This is a genomic window from Erwinia sp. S43 (assembly GCF_016624745.1).
Lineage (GTDB): Bacteria > Pseudomonadota > Gammaproteobacteria > Enterobacterales > Enterobacteriaceae > Erwinia > Erwinia coffeiphila.
This window is the reverse complement of the sequence record NZ_JACVTX010000017.1, coordinates 37,196-55,266: the sequence shown is the minus strand read 5'-3', so window position 1 is coordinate 55,266 and position 18,071 is coordinate 37,196. Positions and strand designations below refer to the sequence as shown.

Annotated in this window: 14 protein-coding genes and 1 other annotated feature; of the genes, 5 read left to right on the top strand and 9 right to left on the bottom strand. The window is 57.0% G+C overall.

Annotation, left to right across the window (positions count from 1 at the left end):
* Positions 1-68: 68 nt before the first annotated feature.
* The 5 genes from thrC to IBT47_RS18300 form a co-directional block, all read right to left on the bottom strand.
* Complete coding sequence (gene thrC / locus IBT47_RS18320) at positions 69-1,355, bottom strand: threonine synthase (protein ID WP_200562017.1); 1,287 nt, start codon at positions 1,353-1,355, stop codon at positions 69-71.
* Positions 1,356-1,358: 3 nt separating this feature from the next.
* Positions 1,359-2,288 carry a homoserine kinase gene (gene thrB, locus IBT47_RS18315; RefSeq protein WP_200562015.1) on the bottom strand — a complete coding sequence of 310 codons (930 nt, stop codon included), beginning with the start codon at positions 2,286-2,288 and terminating at the stop codon, positions 1,359-1,361.
* A 2-nt stretch (positions 2,289-2,290) separates the two neighbouring features.
* The gene (gene thrA / locus IBT47_RS18310) at positions 2,291-4,753 is read right to left on the bottom strand and encodes a bifunctional aspartate kinase/homoserine dehydrogenase I (RefSeq protein ID WP_200562012.1); all 2,463 of its coding nucleotides are present in this window, start codon (positions 4,751-4,753) and stop codon (positions 2,291-2,293) included.
* Between the two features lie 24 nt (positions 4,754-4,777).
* Positions 4,778-4,899, bottom strand: a sequence feature (Thr leader region).
* Positions 4,835-4,906 (bottom strand): thr operon leader peptide, encoded by a 72-nt coding sequence (gene thrL / locus IBT47_RS18305; RefSeq protein WP_105594825.1) that lies wholly within the window; start codon positions 4,904-4,906, stop codon positions 4,835-4,837. Its footprint overlaps the feature before it by 65 nt.
* 193 nt (positions 4,907-5,099) lie before the next feature.
* Positions 5,100-5,798, bottom strand: a complete 699-nt coding sequence (locus IBT47_RS18300) for a tRNA/rRNA methyltransferase (RefSeq protein WP_200562010.1) — start codon at positions 5,796-5,798, stop codon at positions 5,100-5,102.
* 612 nt (positions 5,799-6,410) lie between these two features.
* On the opposite strand from IBT47_RS18300, the gene arcA reads away from it, so the two are divergent.
* Positions 6,411-7,127 (top strand): two-component system response regulator ArcA, encoded by a 717-nt coding sequence (gene arcA, locus IBT47_RS18295; RefSeq protein ID WP_105594790.1) that lies wholly within the window; start codon positions 6,411-6,413, stop codon positions 7,125-7,127.
* Positions 7,128-7,204: 77 nt separating this feature from the next.
* Here the strand turns inward: arcA and creA are convergent, their stop codons facing one another.
* The gene (creA, locus tag IBT47_RS18290) at positions 7,205-7,681 is read right to left on the bottom strand and encodes a protein CreA (RefSeq protein ID WP_200545128.1); all 477 of its coding nucleotides are present in this window, start codon (positions 7,679-7,681) and stop codon (positions 7,205-7,207) included.
* Positions 7,682-7,895: 214 nt separating this feature from the next.
* Here creA and robA point away from each other — a divergent pair, with 214 nt between their 5' ends.
* A complete protein-coding gene (robA, locus tag IBT47_RS18285; RefSeq protein ID WP_200562008.1) occupies positions 7,896-8,774 on the top strand; it encodes an MDR efflux pump AcrAB transcriptional activator RobA in 879 nt (292 codons plus the stop codon).
* 40 nt (positions 8,775-8,814) lie between these two features.
* Here the strand turns inward: robA and gpmB are convergent, their stop codons facing one another.
* Entirely contained in the window at positions 8,815-9,462 is a 648-nt protein-coding gene (gpmB, locus tag IBT47_RS18280; RefSeq protein WP_200562006.1) for a 2,3-diphosphoglycerate-dependent phosphoglycerate mutase GpmB, read from the bottom strand.
* A gap of 49 nt (positions 9,463-9,511) precedes the next feature.
* On the opposite strand from gpmB, the gene yjjX reads away from it, so the two are divergent.
* Positions 9,512-10,036, top strand: a complete 525-nt coding sequence (gene yjjX, locus IBT47_RS18275; protein ID WP_200562004.1) for an inosine/xanthosine triphosphatase — start codon at positions 9,512-9,514, stop codon at positions 10,034-10,036.
* Here the strand turns inward: yjjX and trpR are convergent.
* Together trpR and sltY are read right to left on the bottom strand one after the other, a co-directional pair.
* Complete coding sequence (gene trpR / locus IBT47_RS18270; RefSeq protein ID WP_105594795.1) at positions 10,033-10,365, bottom strand: trp operon repressor; 333 nt, start codon at positions 10,363-10,365, stop codon at positions 10,033-10,035. The genes yjjX and trpR overlap by 4 nt on opposite strands.
* Positions 10,366-10,467: 102 nt before the next feature.
* The gene (sltY, locus tag IBT47_RS18265) at positions 10,468-12,390 is read right to left on the bottom strand and encodes a murein transglycosylase (protein WP_200562002.1); all 1,923 of its coding nucleotides are present in this window, start codon (positions 12,388-12,390) and stop codon (positions 10,468-10,470) included.
* A 262-nt stretch (positions 12,391-12,652) separates the two neighbouring features.
* Between sltY and atzF the strand changes: the two genes are divergently transcribed.
* Entirely contained in the window at positions 12,653-14,455 is a 1,803-nt protein-coding gene (atzF, locus tag IBT47_RS18260) for an allophanate hydrolase (RefSeq protein ID WP_200562000.1), read from the top strand.
* Positions 14,448-18,065: an urea carboxylase gene (gene uca / locus IBT47_RS18255; protein WP_200561999.1), complete on the top strand. Its 3,618-nt coding sequence runs from the start codon at positions 14,448-14,450 to the stop codon at positions 18,063-18,065. Before atzF ends, uca begins: the two co-directional genes overlap by 8 nt.
* The last annotated feature ends 6 nt before the right edge of the window (positions 18,066-18,071 follow it).

The following is an 18,071-nucleotide window of genomic DNA, read 5'->3' as shown; positions in this document are numbered from 1 at the left end:
TGATTAACCGACTGTGAGCGGCTAATCAGCGTGATAGCCAGGGGCGAAGCTTTCCGCCCCGGCACAAATTACTTCTTCAGCAAGAATTCACGCAGATCGGCAAATTCGGCCTTCATGTTGTGCGACAGCAGCGGCAGGTCCGCACGCTCGGCCAGGGCTTCCGGCAGAGGCAGCTTGCGGTCAAGGATCGCTTCCACGCTCTCGATGAACTTCGCCGGATGCGCGGTGCCGAGGAACAGACCAAACTCCCCTTCCTGCAGCTGATCGCGCAGCAGACGGTAGGCAATCGCCGCGTGAGGTTCTGAGATATAACCAAGATCGGCCAGCTCGCGCATGGTCTCTTTGGTGGTTTCATCACTCACCGCACCAAAGCCCAGATCCTGCAAACGCCAGGTTTTACGGCGGAAGATCTCTTCCACGCGCGGCCAGTTGTTTGGCTGCGACACATCCATCGCGTTAGACAGCGTGGCAACGGTGGCGTTTGGCGTCCACTGGCCGTCGGCCAGGAAGCGCGGCACGGTATCGTTGGCATTAGTAGCGGCGATAAAACGCTTCACCGGCAGGCCCAGTGATTTGGCCAGCAGACCCGCAGTCAGGTCGCCAAAGTTACCGCTTGGTACCGAGATCACCAGCTGATTACGTTTTTCCTGCGGCAGCTGAGCGACGGCTTCGAAGTAGTAGCAGATCTGCGCCAGAAGGCGGCTGATATTGATCGAGTTTGCCGAGTTCAGGCCAATCGCCTTTTTCAGCTCTTCATCGTCAAAGGCCTGCTTAACCAGCGCCTGACAGGCATCAAAGTCACCGTCGATAGCGATAGTCTGGATGTTGCCACCCAGCGTACAGAACAGTTTTTCCTGCAGCGGGCTGATTTTACCCTGCGGATACAGGATCACCACGCGCACGTTTTCCATGCCGTAGAAGGCGTGAGCCACTGCGGCACCGGTATCACCCGAGGTCGCGGTCAGAATGGTGATCTTCTCATCTGCATCGCTGACGTGGGAAAGCATCTGCGCCATAAAGCGGCCGCCGAAGTCCTTAAAAGCCAGAGTCGGGCCGTGGAACAGTTCGAGAGACGCGATGTCATCAGTCACGCTGGCGACCGGCGCCGGGAAGGTAAAGGCGGTCTTCAGACGCGCCAGCAGCTGTTCTTTTGGAATTTCATCGCCGATAAACGCCGACAGGATCTTGCTGCTGCGAGTGACGAAATCCTCCTCCAGCAGTGCATCAATATCGGTCAGTTCGAATTCGGGTAATTCCAGCGGAAAGAACAGGCCCTGCTGTGAACCCAGCCCCTGCTTCACCGCCTGGGCGAAGCTAACCTGCTCGTTGTGATCCTTAAGATTGTACAGTTTCATGCGTTATCCCAGTTTACGTGCGCCTGCCGTATCTAAACGACAAATATGAACGAAGCCTTCATCATTTTGCAGATAGTTCTGGCGAAGCCAGTCCGCCATCCGCTGTGCCGTATCCAGCTGATTGCATACAGCAAACAGCGTCGGCCCTGAACCCGAAATACCGCAGGCCAGCGCGCCGATATCGGCAGCGGCCTCGCGCGCGTCGGCAAAACCGGGCAGCAGTCGGGTACGGTAAGGTTCAGCAATCACATCCTGCATCAGCTTCGCGGCCAGTTCCGGCTGCTGCGTATGGCAGGCATGAATAAAGCCGCCGAGGTAGCGGCCGTGGCGAATAATATCCTCTTTGCGATACTGCGCGGGTAAAATCGCGCGCGCCTCGGCGGTAGAGACTTTGATCCCCGGATACGCCATCACCCACAGCCAGTCATCAAATCCTGGCACGGACTGACTGATAATGCCGTTTTCTTCCAGCATCAGCTGCATGCCGCCAAGGAAGCACGGCGCAACGTTATCGTAGTGTACACTGCCGGAAATACGCCCTTCCAGCTCGCCCATCAGGGCCAGCAGCTCGGTATCATTCAGCGGTTTGCCGCAGAACTCGTTCATCGCCATTAAACCGGCCACTACCGAGCAGGCGCTGGAACCGAGGCCGGAACCGATCGGCATATTTTTTTCCAGCGTCATCGCCACCGGCACGCGCTTGCCGATGGCTTCACAGAAGCGATCCCAGCACTGATAGACAATGTTTTCTTTCGGATCGGCGGGCAGTTTGCTGACAAAGCTGCCTTCATTGAGCAGGCTGAACTCGTCAGCCGCTTCCACGCTGACACAGTCGCCCAGCAGCGTACCGTCAATCGGCGATACCGCCGCCCCAAGCACGTCGAAGCCGACGCTGACGTTGCCAATTGAGGCAGGGGCATGAATCTTAACCATGTTTAAACTCCCAACTTCCACGACAGAGTGCGTAACAGATCGGCAAACACGCCCGCCGCGGTCACATCATTACCGGCACCGTAACCACGCAGCACCAGCGGAATTGGCTGATAGTAACGGCTGTAGAAGGCCAGCGCGTTTTCGCCGTTTTTCACTTTAAACAGAGGATCGTTACCGTCCACGGCATCAATCTTCACTTTGCAGACACCGCCCTCTTCAATCGCACCGACGAAGCGCAGGACTTTACCCGCGTCACGCGCACTGGCAACCCTGGCGGCAAACGCATCATCCAGTTCCGGCAGACGCGCCATAAAGGTATCGACATCGGCAATCGCGGTAAACTCTTCCGGCAGCACTGCTTCGATCTCAATATCATCCAGCTCCAGCTGATAGCCCGCTTCACGCGCAAGGATCAACAGCTTACGCGCCACGTCCATCCCGGAAAGATCGTCGCGCGGGTCCGGCTCGGTAAAGCCCATCTCACGTGCCATATGCGTGGCCGCAGAGAGCGATACGCCTTCGTCCAGCTTACCAAAAATAAACGACAGCGAGCCGGAGAGAATACCGGAGAAACGAATCAGTTCGTCACCGGCGTTCAGCAGATTTTGCAGGTTCTCGATCACCGGCAGACCGGCACCGACGTTGGTATCGTACAGGAACTTACGGCGTGATTTCGCCGCCGCCGCACGCATCTGCTGGTAATAGCTATACGACGAGGTATTGGCCTTTTTGTTCGGCGTCACCACATGGAAGCCATCGGCCAGGAAATCGGCATACTGATCGGCAACCTGCTGACTCGACGTACAGTCAACGATCACCGGGTTCAGCAGGTGATATTCCTTCACCAGGCGCTTCAGCCTGTCCAGGTCGAATGGTTCTTTTGCCGCCTGCAGCTGTTCCTGCCAGTTTTCCAGCGGAATACCGTGAACGTTAGTCAGCAGCGCCCGGGAATTAGCAATACCGCAAACGCGCAGATCGATATGTTTGTTCTTCAGCCAGGCCTGCTGGCGATTAATCTGATCGATTAACGCACCGCCGACACCGCCGCTGCCGATCACGAACACCTCAATGACCTGATCGGTGGCAAACAGCATCTGGTGCACTACGCGCACGCCGGTGGTCGCTTCATCATTACTGACCACAGCGGAGATAGAGCGCTCGGAAGAGCCCTGAGCGATAGCAACGATATTGATGTTGGCGCGGGCCAGCGCGGAGAAGAACTTGGCCGAGATGCCGCGCAGCGTGCGCATGCCGTCGCCGACCACGGAGATGACCGCCAGCTGCTCCATCACATCCAGCGGCTCCAGCAGGCCGTCCTTCAGCTCCAGATAAAATTCGTCTTCCAGCACTTTACGGGCCCGCGACAGCTCGCTCTGCGACACGCAGAAGCTGATGCTGTATTCCGATGATGACTGAGTGATCAGCACCACTGAGATACCGCTGCGGGACATGGTGGCGAATACGCGCGCCGCCATGCCAACCATGCCTTTCATTCCCGGACCGGAAATGTTGAACATCGCCATATTGTTCAGGTTGGTGATGCCTTTTACCGGCGTGTCATCATCGCTGGCACTGTCACCGATTAACGTACCTGGAGCCTGTGGGTTGGCGGTATTTTTTATCAGGCAGGGGATCTGGAACTGGGCGATAGGAGCGATGGTGCGAGGATGGAGAACTTTAGCGCCGAAGTAGGAAAGCTCCATGGCCTCCTGATACGACATTGACTTAAGCAGCCTCGCATCCGGGACCTGACGCGGGTCGCAGGTATATACGCCGTCAACGTCAGTCCAGATCTCGCAACAGTCGGCACGCAGACAGGCGGCCAGCACCGCAGCAGAATAGTCAGAACCGTTACGGCCCAGCACGACCAGTTCGCCGCGCTCGTTACCGGCGGTAAAACCGGCCATCAGCACCATATTGCTGGCAGGGATTTTACTGGCAGCGATGCGGCGGGTCGATTCCGCAATATCCACGGTTGATTCCAGATAGTGACCAACTGCCAGCAGATTCTCTACCGGATTGATCACGCTGACGCCGTAGCCGCGCGCCTGGAGCAGCCCTTCCATAATGGCAATTGAGAGTTTTTCACCGCGGCAGATGATGGCAGCATTAACGCTGTCCGGGCACTGTCCCAGCAGGCTAATCCCGTGCAAAACCTGCTTAAGCTGGGTGAACTCCTGATCGACCACGCTCTTCAGGCGGTCAAAGTCGAAGCCCGGCTGAGCATCGGCCAGCCCCTGTAACAGCTCAGCAAAAATACGTTCGGCATCGCTGAGATTCGGCGCGGCATCCTGACCACCGATGGTTTTTTCAATCATCGCCACCAGATGATTGGTAATTTTTGCTGGCGCGGACAATACGGTAGCAACCTGTCCCTGCTTTGCATTGCTTTCCAGAATGTCAGCCACACGCAGAAATCTTTCCGCATTGGCTACCGAGGTTCCACCGAATTTCAGCACTCGCATGTTCAAACTCTCCTGAATTTTCACCAAAAAAAAGCCCGCACTGTTCAGGTGCGGGCTTTTTTCTATTTTACTCTTTATGCGTCAGCCCGCACCGTTACCTGTGGTAATGGTGGTGGTAATAATGATTGTGGTAATCAGGCTGTTTTTACGCATTTTAGATTTATCGTCTGTCTGTCTGTAAAATCTGTCGGCCTTCAGAAGTAAAGCAATTGCCCCACTAAGTCAATTTTTTTATCGCCTGCGCCTTATCGGCCCGGCGACGTCAGTTGAGACAAATTTAGCCTGATGCCGATCTGTTCTGTTATCCCTGCGATGGATGGCAGTAAATCACGCCATCAATTCGGCATTAGCCAGCGTTTTTATCTGCCAGCTTTTTTTCCACGTCGTGAAGTAAACGATGCAGCATTGCCGTATCCCGCTGCTGTAGCAGACCCAGCCGCTGCTGTAGCCAGTCCGCCAGTTTAACGTCACCCGCAACGTCCAGCTTCTCCAGCAGCAGCTGCGCACGCTGGCGCAGTGCGGCAAGCTGGGGAACCTCTGCCGCAGGCTCGGCGGCAGCACTGACCTGCCGCAGCGCAGATAGCTGGTAACAGTAGACCATCACCGCCTGGCCCAGATTCAGCGACGGATAGTCCCCGGCCATCGGAACTCCTGTCAGCAGATCGACCAGTTCCAGTTCTTCATTGGTCAGGCCGCTATCCTCACGGCCAAATACCAGTGCGGCGCTGCCAATCCACTGCTGCTTTTCTTCCAGTACGGTTTGTACCTGCTGTGGCGTTGCGTAGTAACGAAACTTTGCGCGACTGCGTGCCGTGGTGGCAATGCTGAAATCGATATCCTCAAGCGCGGCGGCCAGCGATTCCCAGTGCGTGGCATTATCGAGGATCTCGCAGGCTCCGTGGGCAACCCGTCTGGCGGCATCATCAAGATGGACATCGCTACTGACAATACGTAACTCACTAAATCCCATGGTTTTCATCGCACGCGCAGCGGCACCGACGTTTTCAGGACGAGCAGGAGAAACAAGAATAAGAGGGAAACGCATAACCGCCTTTACTATTAACAAAACCAGAGCGGGTACTTTGCCATGCCAAAGGCACAAATGACAGACGCTGATATTTAACAACTCGCCAACAGCAGCGTGGTAAAAATTTAAAAGAGAAGAATCTGATGTTACACTAGCATTCTGTTGAATAAGCAATAAAAACCTGATGTTACGTAAATAAAATCAGTTTTATCAATTAAGTAACAATTGTTAAATGTATAGCAAACGTTAGATTAACCTCTCATCCTTAATCGTTAGCATTTGGCTCTGTTTGTGAGCTAAGCTGGCATTCTGGGAAGAGTTTTTCACAAAACTGTTAACGTGCTACAATTGGTTTGATATAAGTCAACTAAGCGTTACTTTATTGCTTAATGGTTGTTGCCAGTGCTGTTATGTTGCCGTTGTTGCAGTTAGGATGTATGCCGTATTTGCACTGCCGGGGCATTCAGACGCCACCCGTTTGGCTACGCTGACCATGTTGTTGACAGTAACTAAGGTGTATCAAGAAAATTATTCTGTACTGCTGTTCTTTTATCGCTGATTTTTCACATCAGCCTTGTGACGGCGGTATGTCCTGTTCCAGTTTTGTTGGCAATTTTAGGTAGCGAACACATGCAGACCCCGCACATACTTATCGTTGAAGACGAATTAGTCACTCGTAATACACTCAAAAGTATTTTTGAAGCCGAAGGCTACATGGTTTATGAAGCTACGGATGGTGCCGAAATGCACCAGATCCTGACGGAAAACGACGTCAATCTGGTCATTATGGACATCAATCTGCCCGGTAAAAATGGCCTGTTGCTGGCTCGTGAACTGCGTGAGCAGGCTAATGTCGCCCTGATGTTCCTGACCGGACGCGACAACGAAGTTGACAAGATTCTCGGTCTTGAAATCGGCGCAGATGATTACATCACTAAGCCGTTTAACCCACGTGAACTGACCATCCGTGCCCGTAATCTGCTGTCGCGCACCATGAATCTGGCCGCGGTAAGCGAAGAGCGTAAACTGGTAGAATGCTACCGCTTCAACGGTTGGGAGCTGGATATTAACAGCCGCTCTCTGATCAACCCGCAGGGCGAGCAGTACAAGCTACCGCGCAGTGAGTTCCGCGCGATGCTGCATTTCTGCGAAAACCCGGGAAAAATCCAAACCCGTGCTGACCTGCTGAAAAAAATGACAGGCCGCGAACTGAAACCACATGATCGCACTGTTGATGTCACCATTCGCCGAATTCGTAAACATTTCGAATCAATTCCTGATACTCCAGAGATTATCGCCACCATTCATGGCGAAGGCTATCGCTTCTGTGGCGATCTGGAAGATTAACGGAAATCGTATTAAGTATTCATGGGCCGAATAAATTCGGCCCATTTTTTTATCTAAAAATCATGCGGTTCCGCAGATCACTTTCCTCCCCACGGAATAATTGGCACGGCGCTGAGTGCATTTTTTGGTGAACCGTCAACAACCTTATCGGAATAACTGAGATAGATTAAAGCATTACGATTTTTGTCATAGAAACGGACAACCTGCAGCTTTTTAAATACCAGCGAAGTGCGCTTGCGGAAAACGACTTCTCCGTTTGATTTTCCCTGAGCGATTTTATCGGAAAGCGTGACAGGGCCAACCTGCTGACAGGAAATTGCCGAGTCCGACGTATCCTCGGCAAGCCCCAGCCCACCCTTGATGCCGCCGGTTTTTGCGCGGCTCAGATAGCAGGTCACATTCTTCACATCCGGGTCATCAAATGCCTCTACGACAATTTTATGATCGGGGCCAAATAGTTTAAAAACCGTGTCAACAGAGCCAATCTCTTCAGCCTGTAGAGAGAATGAAACCAGCGCGACTGAAGCGACTATTAACAATTTTTTAATTGTCATGACGTTACCATTTCAAAGAAAATAGCCGACATTGTAAGTCATCTTGGATGACATACATAGCTCACCGCTACTCACGCGAACTATTCAATGAGCAATTGATTTAGCACATTCTTAAAACTATAACCGCGTACTTTAATTTTGCATTTAGTGCTACTATCCACCGACTTTGCTTTATTTGCTGCAACACTGAACTGAGTAGAATGAGGACGATTTAATGGACCAAGCCGGTATCATTCGAGATTTGCTTGTCTGGCTGGAGAGCCACCTGGATCAACCGCTGTCGTTAGATAACGTCGCGGCAAAGGCGGGTTATTCAAAATGGCATTTGCAAAGAATGTTTAAAGATGTCACGGAGCATGCCATTGGTGCATATATTCGTGCGCGTCGTTTGTCAAAAGCAGCGGTCGCCCTGAGGCTGACCAGCCGTCCGATTCTGGACATCGCTTTGCAGTATCGTTTTGATTCTCAACAAACCTTTACCCGGGCCTTCAAAAAGCAATTTACCCAGACTCCAGCCTGGTATCGCCGTTCATCTGACTGGAATGCTTCCGGGCTTCGCCCGCCCATTCGTCTGGGAGAGTTTAAACTTCCGGAGCCAACGTGGGTTAGCATGCCGGAAACAACATTACTGGGACAGACGCAAAGTTATACCTGCACGTTGGAACAGATCTCCCGTTTTCGTGATGATATGCGCGTGCATTTTTGGCGCCAGTTTTTGACTGAAACGGATACGGTTCCACCGGTGCTGTATGGCTTACACCAGTCGCACCCCAGTTCTGAAAAAGATGATGAGCAGGAGATACTTTACACAACAGCCGTCATGCCCGACCAGAATACCAGCCTGCTACAATCGGCGCAGCCGGTCACACTGGAAGGGGGAGACTATGTACAGTTTACCTATGAGGGATCAACCAGCGGACTGCAGGAGTTTGTCCTGCTGCTGTACGGTACCTGTATGCCACTTTTGCATCTCACACGACGCCACGGCCAGGATATTGAGCGCTTTTACACTCACGGTGGTAAAAAGCGCGCTGAACCGCCGACTGAAATTCGCTGTGAATATCTGATCCCTATCCGGCGCGCGCCGGAATAAATGGGAAACAGCCAGGGCCGGTCACACCGGCCCTTTTTGTTCAGCGCTGCAGCTCGTCAAGCGCCGGTTCATCAAGATGGGTAATATCGCCAGCGGTTTCCACCACCCAGCCGGATGCCAGCCACGGGCTTTCCTGATGTTCGATGCGCGAAATTGAGCAGTTGCGAAGCCTCAACCGACGTTCTGCATTGGCAGGCAGACCCAAAATAGTGCTCAGCAATACGCCCAGCGCCATACCGTGACTGACCAGCAGCGGGCGGCTACCGGCAGGCAGTTCAAGACAGGCATTGAGGGCCTGATGCATACGATCGGCCATCTCACTCATTGATTCCCCTTCAGGAATACGCCCACCCACGGTGCCGTCCACCAGCGTCTTACGCCAGCGTTCTTCTTCCGGCGTGAGGGAATCCAGCGCACGCTGCTCCAGTACGCCCATATTCAGCTCGCGCAGGCGCGGATCGACGGTCACATCGCAACCGCAGGCATCGGCAATAATCTCAGCAGTACGGCGGGTACGGCCCAGATCGCTGGCGATGACATGGGTAATACCGAGGCTTTTAACCCGCTCACCCACCTGATGCGCCTGTAATTCTCCTTTTGCAGTCAGCGCACTGTCTGACTGCCCCTGAATGCGCCGAGCGGCATTCCACAGCGTTTCTCCGTGGCGAACAAGATAGACCTGTAACATACGTTTTTCCGTTATACTGCGATTATTTACGTAAAGGGTTCAACCAATTATGTACCATGTTGTCGCTGCTACCAGCAATCCAGCCAAAATTAGGGCAATTACTCAGGCCTTCAGCGATATTTTCGGAGAAGGATCCTGCCACATTGAGGGTGTAGAGGTCGACAGCGGCGTAGCGGCACAGCCCATGACAAATACAGAAACGCGAACTGGCGCACGTCAAAGAGTGATGAATGCCAGGCAGGTCCGACCTGAAGCCGACTTCTGGGTAGCGATTGAGGCCGGAATCGAAGAGGACACCGCTTTCGCCTGGATGGTGATTGAAAACCATAAACTACGCGGTGAATCCCGCTCTGCCAGCTTTACGCTACCGGCGGTTGTCATGAAAGGGATTCATGAAGGTCGCGAGCTGGGTGAAGAGATGGCGCGCCTCACCGGAATTGATAATATCAAACAGAAAGGCGGCGCTATCGGCGCCTTCACCGCCGGGCATCTGTCCCGCACCAGCGTTTATCATCAGGCGCTGATCCTCGCCCTCTGTCCCTTCCATAACGACGTTTACAGCCAGCCGGTTTAAACCCGATCGCTGCCGTTCAGCAGCTGCGCTTCCAGCCAGGCTTTCAGGGCAGGTGGCGCACTTTTCAGGCTGTTCGATCCACGGGTAATCGTGGCAATACCGGCACCCAGCTGGTTTTTAAGCTCGCGCTGGCTCATCTCACCGCGCATCAGCTCTTCTACGATCCGTAGTCGGGTTCCTAACGCTTCACGCTCATCCGGAGTCAGCATCAGCTGGAGCAACGGCAGGTGCAGCTCACTCTGATAGGCACGCTGCATCAGTACGACAAAGCGCAGCCAGTCTTCATTTGGGGGTTCAACGGATACCGGAACAGGAGAATCATCGGTCATGATGGGCAACCATACTATTTAACTAGTACAGAAGTGTAGCATCATCACCGCCATACTTGAAGCCGCAACTGCATCAGCCGCTGCGGCCTGTTGGGAAGCACCTTAATAACGCTGCTGCCACTCGCTGTCGGCAAACAGCTTGTCCGGCTTATTCAGGAAATAACGGTAATAGGCATCATAGGCCAGCACATTTTTCACATAGCCGCGCGTTTCTGAAAACGGAATGGTTTCAATAAAGGCCACCGGATCTAAACGCCCGGCGCTGTTGCCCTGCCAGGTTCTTACCCGCCCCGGACCGGCGTTGTACGCAGCAGACGCAAAGATGCGGTTCTGCCCGAACTGCTGATAAACCGATTCCAGATATTGTGTCCCAATCTGAATATTGGTTTCCGGATCAAGCAGCTGGCTGCTATTGCTGTAGCCGCTGATGCCGAATTTGGTCACCGTATGCTGAGCGGTTGCCGGCATCACCTGCATCAATCCGGATGCACCTACCGGCGAGCGGGCTTTCGGATTCCAGGCACTCTCCTGCCGTGCAATCGCCATTGCATAGCTTTGCGGTATGCTTTTTCCACTGATGTAGCGCTCAAACTGGCTCTGCCAGGCCAGCGGGAAGCGCTCCTGCATGCTGTTCCACAACTTACCTGCAATAGTCGCCTGCACGCTAAGATCCCACCACCCCTGCTTCAGCGCGTAGCTGGCCAGCATCTGCTGCTGACCGGCGGTGCGGCTGCCGATCAAATAGCTCCACTCGCTGCGCGCCAGATTATCCATCCCCCAGTACATGAGCTCACGCACCCGGGCAATTTCCGGACCGGTGGTCAGTGCGGCGTCAATCGCCGGAGCCTTATCGATTTGCAGGGGATACTCCACACCCAGCCGCTGTGCAGCCGCCATCGGATAGAAGCCGCGCTCCTGCATCAGCTTGCGCAGAATGCCCTCGGCTTCCTCATTGCGCCCGCGCTCAAGCAGCAGGTCGGCCTGCCAGTACTGCCACTCGTCTTTCTCCTTCGCCTCCACCGGCAGACGGGCAATCCAAGTGTTTAAGCCACGGCGATCGTTGTTGCCCAGCGACATCCTCACCCGGCGCTCAACCAGCGAGGTCGAATCACTGCGCATCACCACGTCATCACGCCAGCGGCCCTGCTCGCTGGTAATATCATTACCCATCAGCCGCCAGGCTACCGCCTCTTTCAGCTCCTGCACCTGCTGCTCGTCCAGCTTCTGCTGCACCGCCAGTGAAGGGATCATCTGCCGGGCCTGCTCCGCATCGGTGCGCGCCACGCTGGCGAACGCAATCGCCGTCGCCTGGCGGGTAAAATCGGTTGGACCCACGCTGGCCGCGAAAGTCTGAATGGTCTGCGGATCGTTTTGCAGATTCATCACCGCGCTGGCGATGGTCTGATAATCCGCAGGCAGCTGCTTCGCCAGATAGTTCACCAGGCTGCCGTTGCCCGCTTTCATCGCCAGGCGGATGCGCTCCAGCGTAGTGATCGGATTTTGCTCTCCTGCCTGCTGCCAGACGCTGAACAGTTTGTCGCAAGTGGCAGGCAGCGACGAGCCGGTCAGCCAGATCTCTTTAGCTCCCTGCCAGGCGACCTGCTGCTCGCCGGTGGCCCATTTGGCGTAGTACCAGTTACAGCGCGCGGCAACGGGTTTGGGAGCCTGGGGGCTGAAGACCAGCAGCCCGCGCCAGTCTTCGCGCCGCGCCAGCTCGTTAACAAAACGGGCGGGCAGCGAGCGCACGGGTGGCAGTGTCGGATAGCGTTGGATAAAGGCGTTCACCGCCAGCCCGGTTTCCTGACCGAGATCCTGTGCCAGCTGGCGATACTCCAGATAGGGATAAAGCGGATAATCCTGCAAAGTGGGCATCAGCTGTGCCACGGTATCCATCTGTTTGCTATCCCAGGCCTGCTTGATCTGCAAATACCGGGTGCGCTGTGCATCCAGCGAATCCGCCTGCACACTGCCTGCCGCCAGCACCAAACAGGATGCCACTGTCCACAACTGCCACTTGTCCGCCATGACCTTCCCCACCTTACTTTGTTAATCCTGAACACCCAAAACTACCCCCTTCATGCTAACCAGGTACAGCCGGTTGTGCCACGTGACGAACAAATATTTACCGAAATCCTTTCTGCGCCCCATTTTTGCTCATTCGCTGCGCGTTGATTGTGCACGCTCAGCGCAGAGATGGATTAAAAACAATAAAATTCAATCAATTAAAAACATGGCACATCCTTTGCTCTATTGAATTCCATCTTGTATACCAGACGGAATTCAACATATGGCTTTAACCACAGGATTTACGTTACAGGACTGGCAGCATCACTATCAGCAGCATCCTGATTCGGTGCTGTCCACGCTGGAGTCGCTGCTCTCCGGACTTTCCACCGCCGATAATGCCTGGCTGTACCTTGCTTCTCCCGCCCAGCTGCGGGCGCAGGTTGAACCGCTGCTGGCAGCCTGGCAGCAGAATCCGGCGTCGCTGCCGCTGTTTGGCGTTCCCTTTGCGGTTAAAGACAATATTGACGTCGCGGGCTGGCCGACCAGCGCGGCCTGCCCGACTTTCACTTATCAGGCCTCAGCCGATGCCACTGCGGTAGCCAGACTGAAGGCGGCCGGTGCCGTGGTCATTGGCAAAACTAACCTCGATCAGTTCGCCACCGGGCTGGTCGGCACGCGCTCGCCGTTTGGCGCGGTCAGCAACACCTTTAACCCGGAATACGTCAGCGGCGGTTCCAGCTCCGGCTCCGCGTCGGTAACCGCCCGCGGGCTGGTCGGTTTTGCCCTCGGCACCGATACCGCCGGGTCCGGCCGCGTTCCCGCCGGATTCAACAATATCGTTGGCCTGAAGCCGACCAAAGGCTGGCTCTCGGCGACCGGCATGCTGCCCGCCTGCCGCCTGAACGACACCATTTCGATTTTCGCCCTGACGGTGGAAGATGCCTTCCTCGTCGCCAGCTGTGCCGGGGGCTACGACAGCCAGGATGCCTATTCACGCGCCGATCCGGGCCTGGCACCCGCCGCCCTCTCCGCCGCGCCGCGCCTGGCCATTCCGGCCGTCCCGGAGTTCTTCGGCGATGCACAGGCCGCAGCCGCATGGGAAGCCGCACTGGCAGAACTCACTGCCGGGGGCGCAACGCTACATCCCATTGATTTCGCCCCGTTCCACCAGTTGGCCGAGCAGCTTTATTACGGCCCGTGGGTGGCTGAACGTACCGTGGCCGTCGGCGACATGCTCAACCGCCCGGAGGAGATGGACCCGGTGGTGTACGGCATCGTTAACAGCGGCCATAACTACAGCGCGGTGGATACCTTTAAAGCCGAGTACCTGCGCGCCGAGCTGACCCGTCAGATCCAGCAGACCCTGAGCCAGTTTGATGCGCTGGTGGTGCCGACCTCACCGACCATTCATACCCTGGAAGAGATGAAGCAGGAGCCGGTGCGTTACAACTCGCAGTTCGGCACCTACACCAACTTTACCAACCTCGCCGACCTGTCCGCACTGGCGCTGCCCGGCCCGTTCCGCGCCGACGGACTGCCTGCCGGGATCACCGTTATCGCGCCAGCCTGGTACGACCGCGCGCTGGCAGAATTTGGTCGCCGCTGGCAGCAACAGCAGGCGCTCAGCCTCGGTGCGACCGGCCTGCCGCAGCCCGCGTCCAGAACGTCATTACCCGCGTCTCCACTGCACGTGCGCATTGCGGTGGTGGGTGCCCACCTGACCGGCATGCCGCTGAACCACCAGCTGACCCGCCGCGATGCCGTGCTGGTGGAAGAAACCACCACAGCCGCCTGCTACCGGCTGTATGCGCTGGCTAACACCACCCCGGCGAAACCCGGTCTGGCGAAAGACAGCGCGGGCGCAGCAATTACCGTTGAGCTGTGGGATATCCCGCTGGCCCGCTTCGGCGAGTTTGTTGCAGAAATCCCGGCACCGCTGGGGATAGGAACGCTGGAACTGGCCGATGGCCGCACGGTGAAGGGCTTTATCTGCGAACCGGCGGCACTGGCAGAGGCAACTGAAATCACCGCATTCGGTGGCTGGCGCAACTGGCTGGCCCGTCAGGAGACGTCACATGTTTAATACCGTACTGATCGCCAACCGTGGCGAAATCGCCTGCCGCGCCATCCGCACCCTGAAGCGCCTGGGGATTACCAGCGTGGCCGTTTTCTCCGATGCGGATCGGAATTCCCAGCACGTGAGAGATGCCGATATTGCAATTGCGCTGGGCGGCGAAAAAGCCAGCGACAGCTACCTGAAAATTGACAAGATCCTCAATGCCGCGCTGGAAACTGGCGCTCAGGCCATCTGGCCGGGCTACGGTTTTCTGTCCGAAAGCCTGCCGTTTGCCGCCGTCTGCGAAGAGGCCGGCGTGGTGTTTATCGGCCCCACCGCGCATCAGATCGGCGAATTTGGCCTGAAGCACCGGGCGCGTGAACTGGCCGCTGCCGCAGGCGTACCAATGACACCCGGCACGCCGCTGCTTGCCTCGCTGGACGAGGCACTGGCCGCCGCGGAGCACATTGGCTACCCGGTTATGCTGAAAAGTACCGCGGGCGGCGGCGGCATCGGTCTGACCCGCTGTGAGGACGACGCTGCACTGCGCAGCGCCTGGGAGAGCGTCCGCCGCCTGGGCGAGCAGTTCTTTAGCGATGCGGGCGTGTTCCTGGAACGCTGCATCGATCGCGCCCGCCACGTTGAGGTACAAATCTTCGGCGACGGTCAGGGCAAAGTGATTGCCCTCGGCGAACGCGACTGTTCCTTACAGCGCCGCAACCAAAAAGTGGTGGAAGAAACCCCGGCACCCAGCCTGCCTGCCGCCACGCGCAGCGCGCTGCTGGAATCTGCGGTAAAGCTGGGCGAGCTGGTGAACTACCGCAGCGCCGGAACCGTGGAATATATCTACGATGCCGCCCGCGACGAATTCTACTTCCTCGAAGTGAACACCCGACTGCAGGTGGAGCATCCGGTCACCGAATGCGTCACCGGTCTGGACCTGGTGGAGTGCATGCTGCAGGTCGCGGCGGGCGAGCAGCCCGACTGGGCGCGGATGGCTCAGGCACCGCAGGGTGCCTCGATTGAAGTACGCATTTACGCGGAAGATCCGCTGAAGAACTTCCAGCCCAGCCCCGGCGTACTGACCGAAGTCAGCTTCCCGGACGATGTGCGCGTGGACAGCTGGATCACCACCGGTACCGAAGTTTCCGCCTTCTACGATCCGATGATCGCCAAGCTGATCGTTCACGCCGAAAACCGCGAAGCGGCGCTGAAAAAAATCCAGACCGCGCTGAACCAGACCCGGCTGCACGGCATCGCCACCAACCTCGACTATCTGCGCCAGGTCGTCGCCACGGAGGCCTTCCACAGCGGCAAGGTGTGGACGCGCATGCTGGACAGCTTCAGCGCCGCGTCGCCGGTAATTGAAGTGATTCAACCGGGCACCTGGAGCAGTATTCAGGACTATCCCGGCCGCCTCGGCTACTGGGATATCGGCGTGCCGCCTTCCGGCCCAATGGATGATTACGCTTTCCAACTGGCTAACCGCATCGTCGGCAACGCGGAAGAAGCCGCCGCGCTGGAGTTCACGCTACAGGGACCGACTTTGCGCTTCCACAGCGATGCGCTGATCGCCCTGACCGGTGCGCGCTGCCCGGCCACGCTGGACGATGAAGAGGTCGCTTACTGGCAGCCGCTGGCGGTCAAAGCAGGCCAGACGCTGACATTGGGTCGCGCGCAGCAGGGCTGCCGTACCTATCTGGCGGTGCGAAACGGTTTCGACGTGCCGGAATACCTCGGCAGCCGTTCTACCTTTGCCCTCGGCCAGTTTGGCGGCCACGCCGGGCGCACCCTGCGCGTTGCCGATATGCTGGCGATTTCGCAGCCCGAACTGGAAGCCTGCACGACCCCGGCACCGGTCAGCGAACCCCGGGCGCTGCCTGTGGCCGCCCAGCCGGTCTACGGCGATGAGTGGCGCATCGGCGTGCTCTACGGGCCGCACGGCGCACCCGACTTCTTTACCCAGCAGTCGATTGATGAGTTCTTTGCCAGCGACTGGCACGTCCACTACAACTCAAACCGCCTTGGCGTACGCCTGGTGGGGCCGAAACCCGGCTGGGCGCGTGATAACGGCGGCGAAGCCGGGCTGCACCCTTCCAATGTTCACGACTGCGAATACGCCATCGGCGCGATCAACTTTACCGGCGACTTCCCGGTGATCCTCACCCGCGACGGACCGAGCCTTGGCGGCTTCGTCTGCCCGGTGACCATCGCCAAAGCCGAGCTGTGGAAAGTCGGCCAGGTAAAACCGGGCGATCGCCTGCGCTTCCATCCGATTAGTGCGGAAGAAGCCCATGCGCTGGAGCAGGCTCAGGCCCGCAGCGTGGAAAACCTGAGCGCGCTGCATCTGCCGAGTTTTGAGGTGCCGTCGCTGGCAGAAACCGCGCACGGTTCCGCCACCATTCTCGGCTCACTGAAAGCCACCGCCACCACACCAACGGTGGTGTGGCGCCAGGCGGGTGACAATTACATCCTGCTGGAATACGGCGATAACGTGCTGGACCTGGCGCTGCGCCTGCGTATCCATCTGCTGATGACCGCGCTGCGCGAGTACGGCCAGCCCGGCGTTGAAGAGCTGTCTCCCGGCGTGCGCTCGCTACAGATCCGCTATGACAGCCGCATTCTCAGCCAGAAACAGCTGATGACGCTGCTACAGGATCTTGAGAAAAATCTCGGCGACGTCAGCCGGATGAAGGTGCCGTCGCGCATCGTGCATCTGCCAATGGCCTTTGAAGACAGCGCCACGTTAGGCGCGGTGGAGCGCTACCAGGAAACCGTCCGAGCCAGCGCGCCGTGGCTGCCGAACAACGTTGATTTTATCCAGCGTATTAACGGCCTCAGCAGCCGCGATGAGGTGAAAGATACCATCTTCGACGCCAGCTATCTGATCCTCGGCCTGGGCGACGTTTACCTCGGCGCACCGTGCGCGGTGCCGGTTGACCCGCGCCACCGCCTGCTGAGCTCGAAGTACAACCCGGCGCGCACCTTTACCGCCGAAGGCACCGTTGGTATCGGCGGCATGTATATGTGCATCTACGGCATGGACTCCCCCGGCGGTTATCAGCTGGTGGGCCGCACACTGCCAATCTGGAACAAATTCCTGAAAAACGAACAGTTTGCCGCCAACGAACCCTGGCTGCTGCACTTCTTCGACCAGGTGCGCTTCTATCCGGTCAGCGAAGCCGAGCTGGACGTGCTGCGTGATGATTTCCGTGAAGGCCGCGCCAGCGTGCGTATTGAACACGGCGAATTCGACTTTGCGGAACACACGCAGTTCCTCGCCGATAACGCCGGGTCCATCGCTGCCTTCCGCAGCCGCCAGGCCAGCGCCTTTGATGCCGAAGTCGCACTGTGGGCGCAGGAAGAGGAAGGTGCGCCGCTCAGCAGCAGCGAGAATCTGCTGCCGCCGGAAGAGGACGACAGCGCCCTGCAGGTCAATGCCGATATGAACGGCAACATCTGGAAGATCCTGGTACAGGAAGGTGACGTCGTGGAGGCCGGGCAGCCGCTGATCGTGGTAGAGGCGATGAAAATGGAACTGGCGATTAACGCACCGCAGGCCGGTCGGGTAAAACGCATTGGCTGTCAGTCAGGCCGTCCGGTCAGCCCGGGCGATGCGCTGCTGTGGCTGGAATAAGGATGT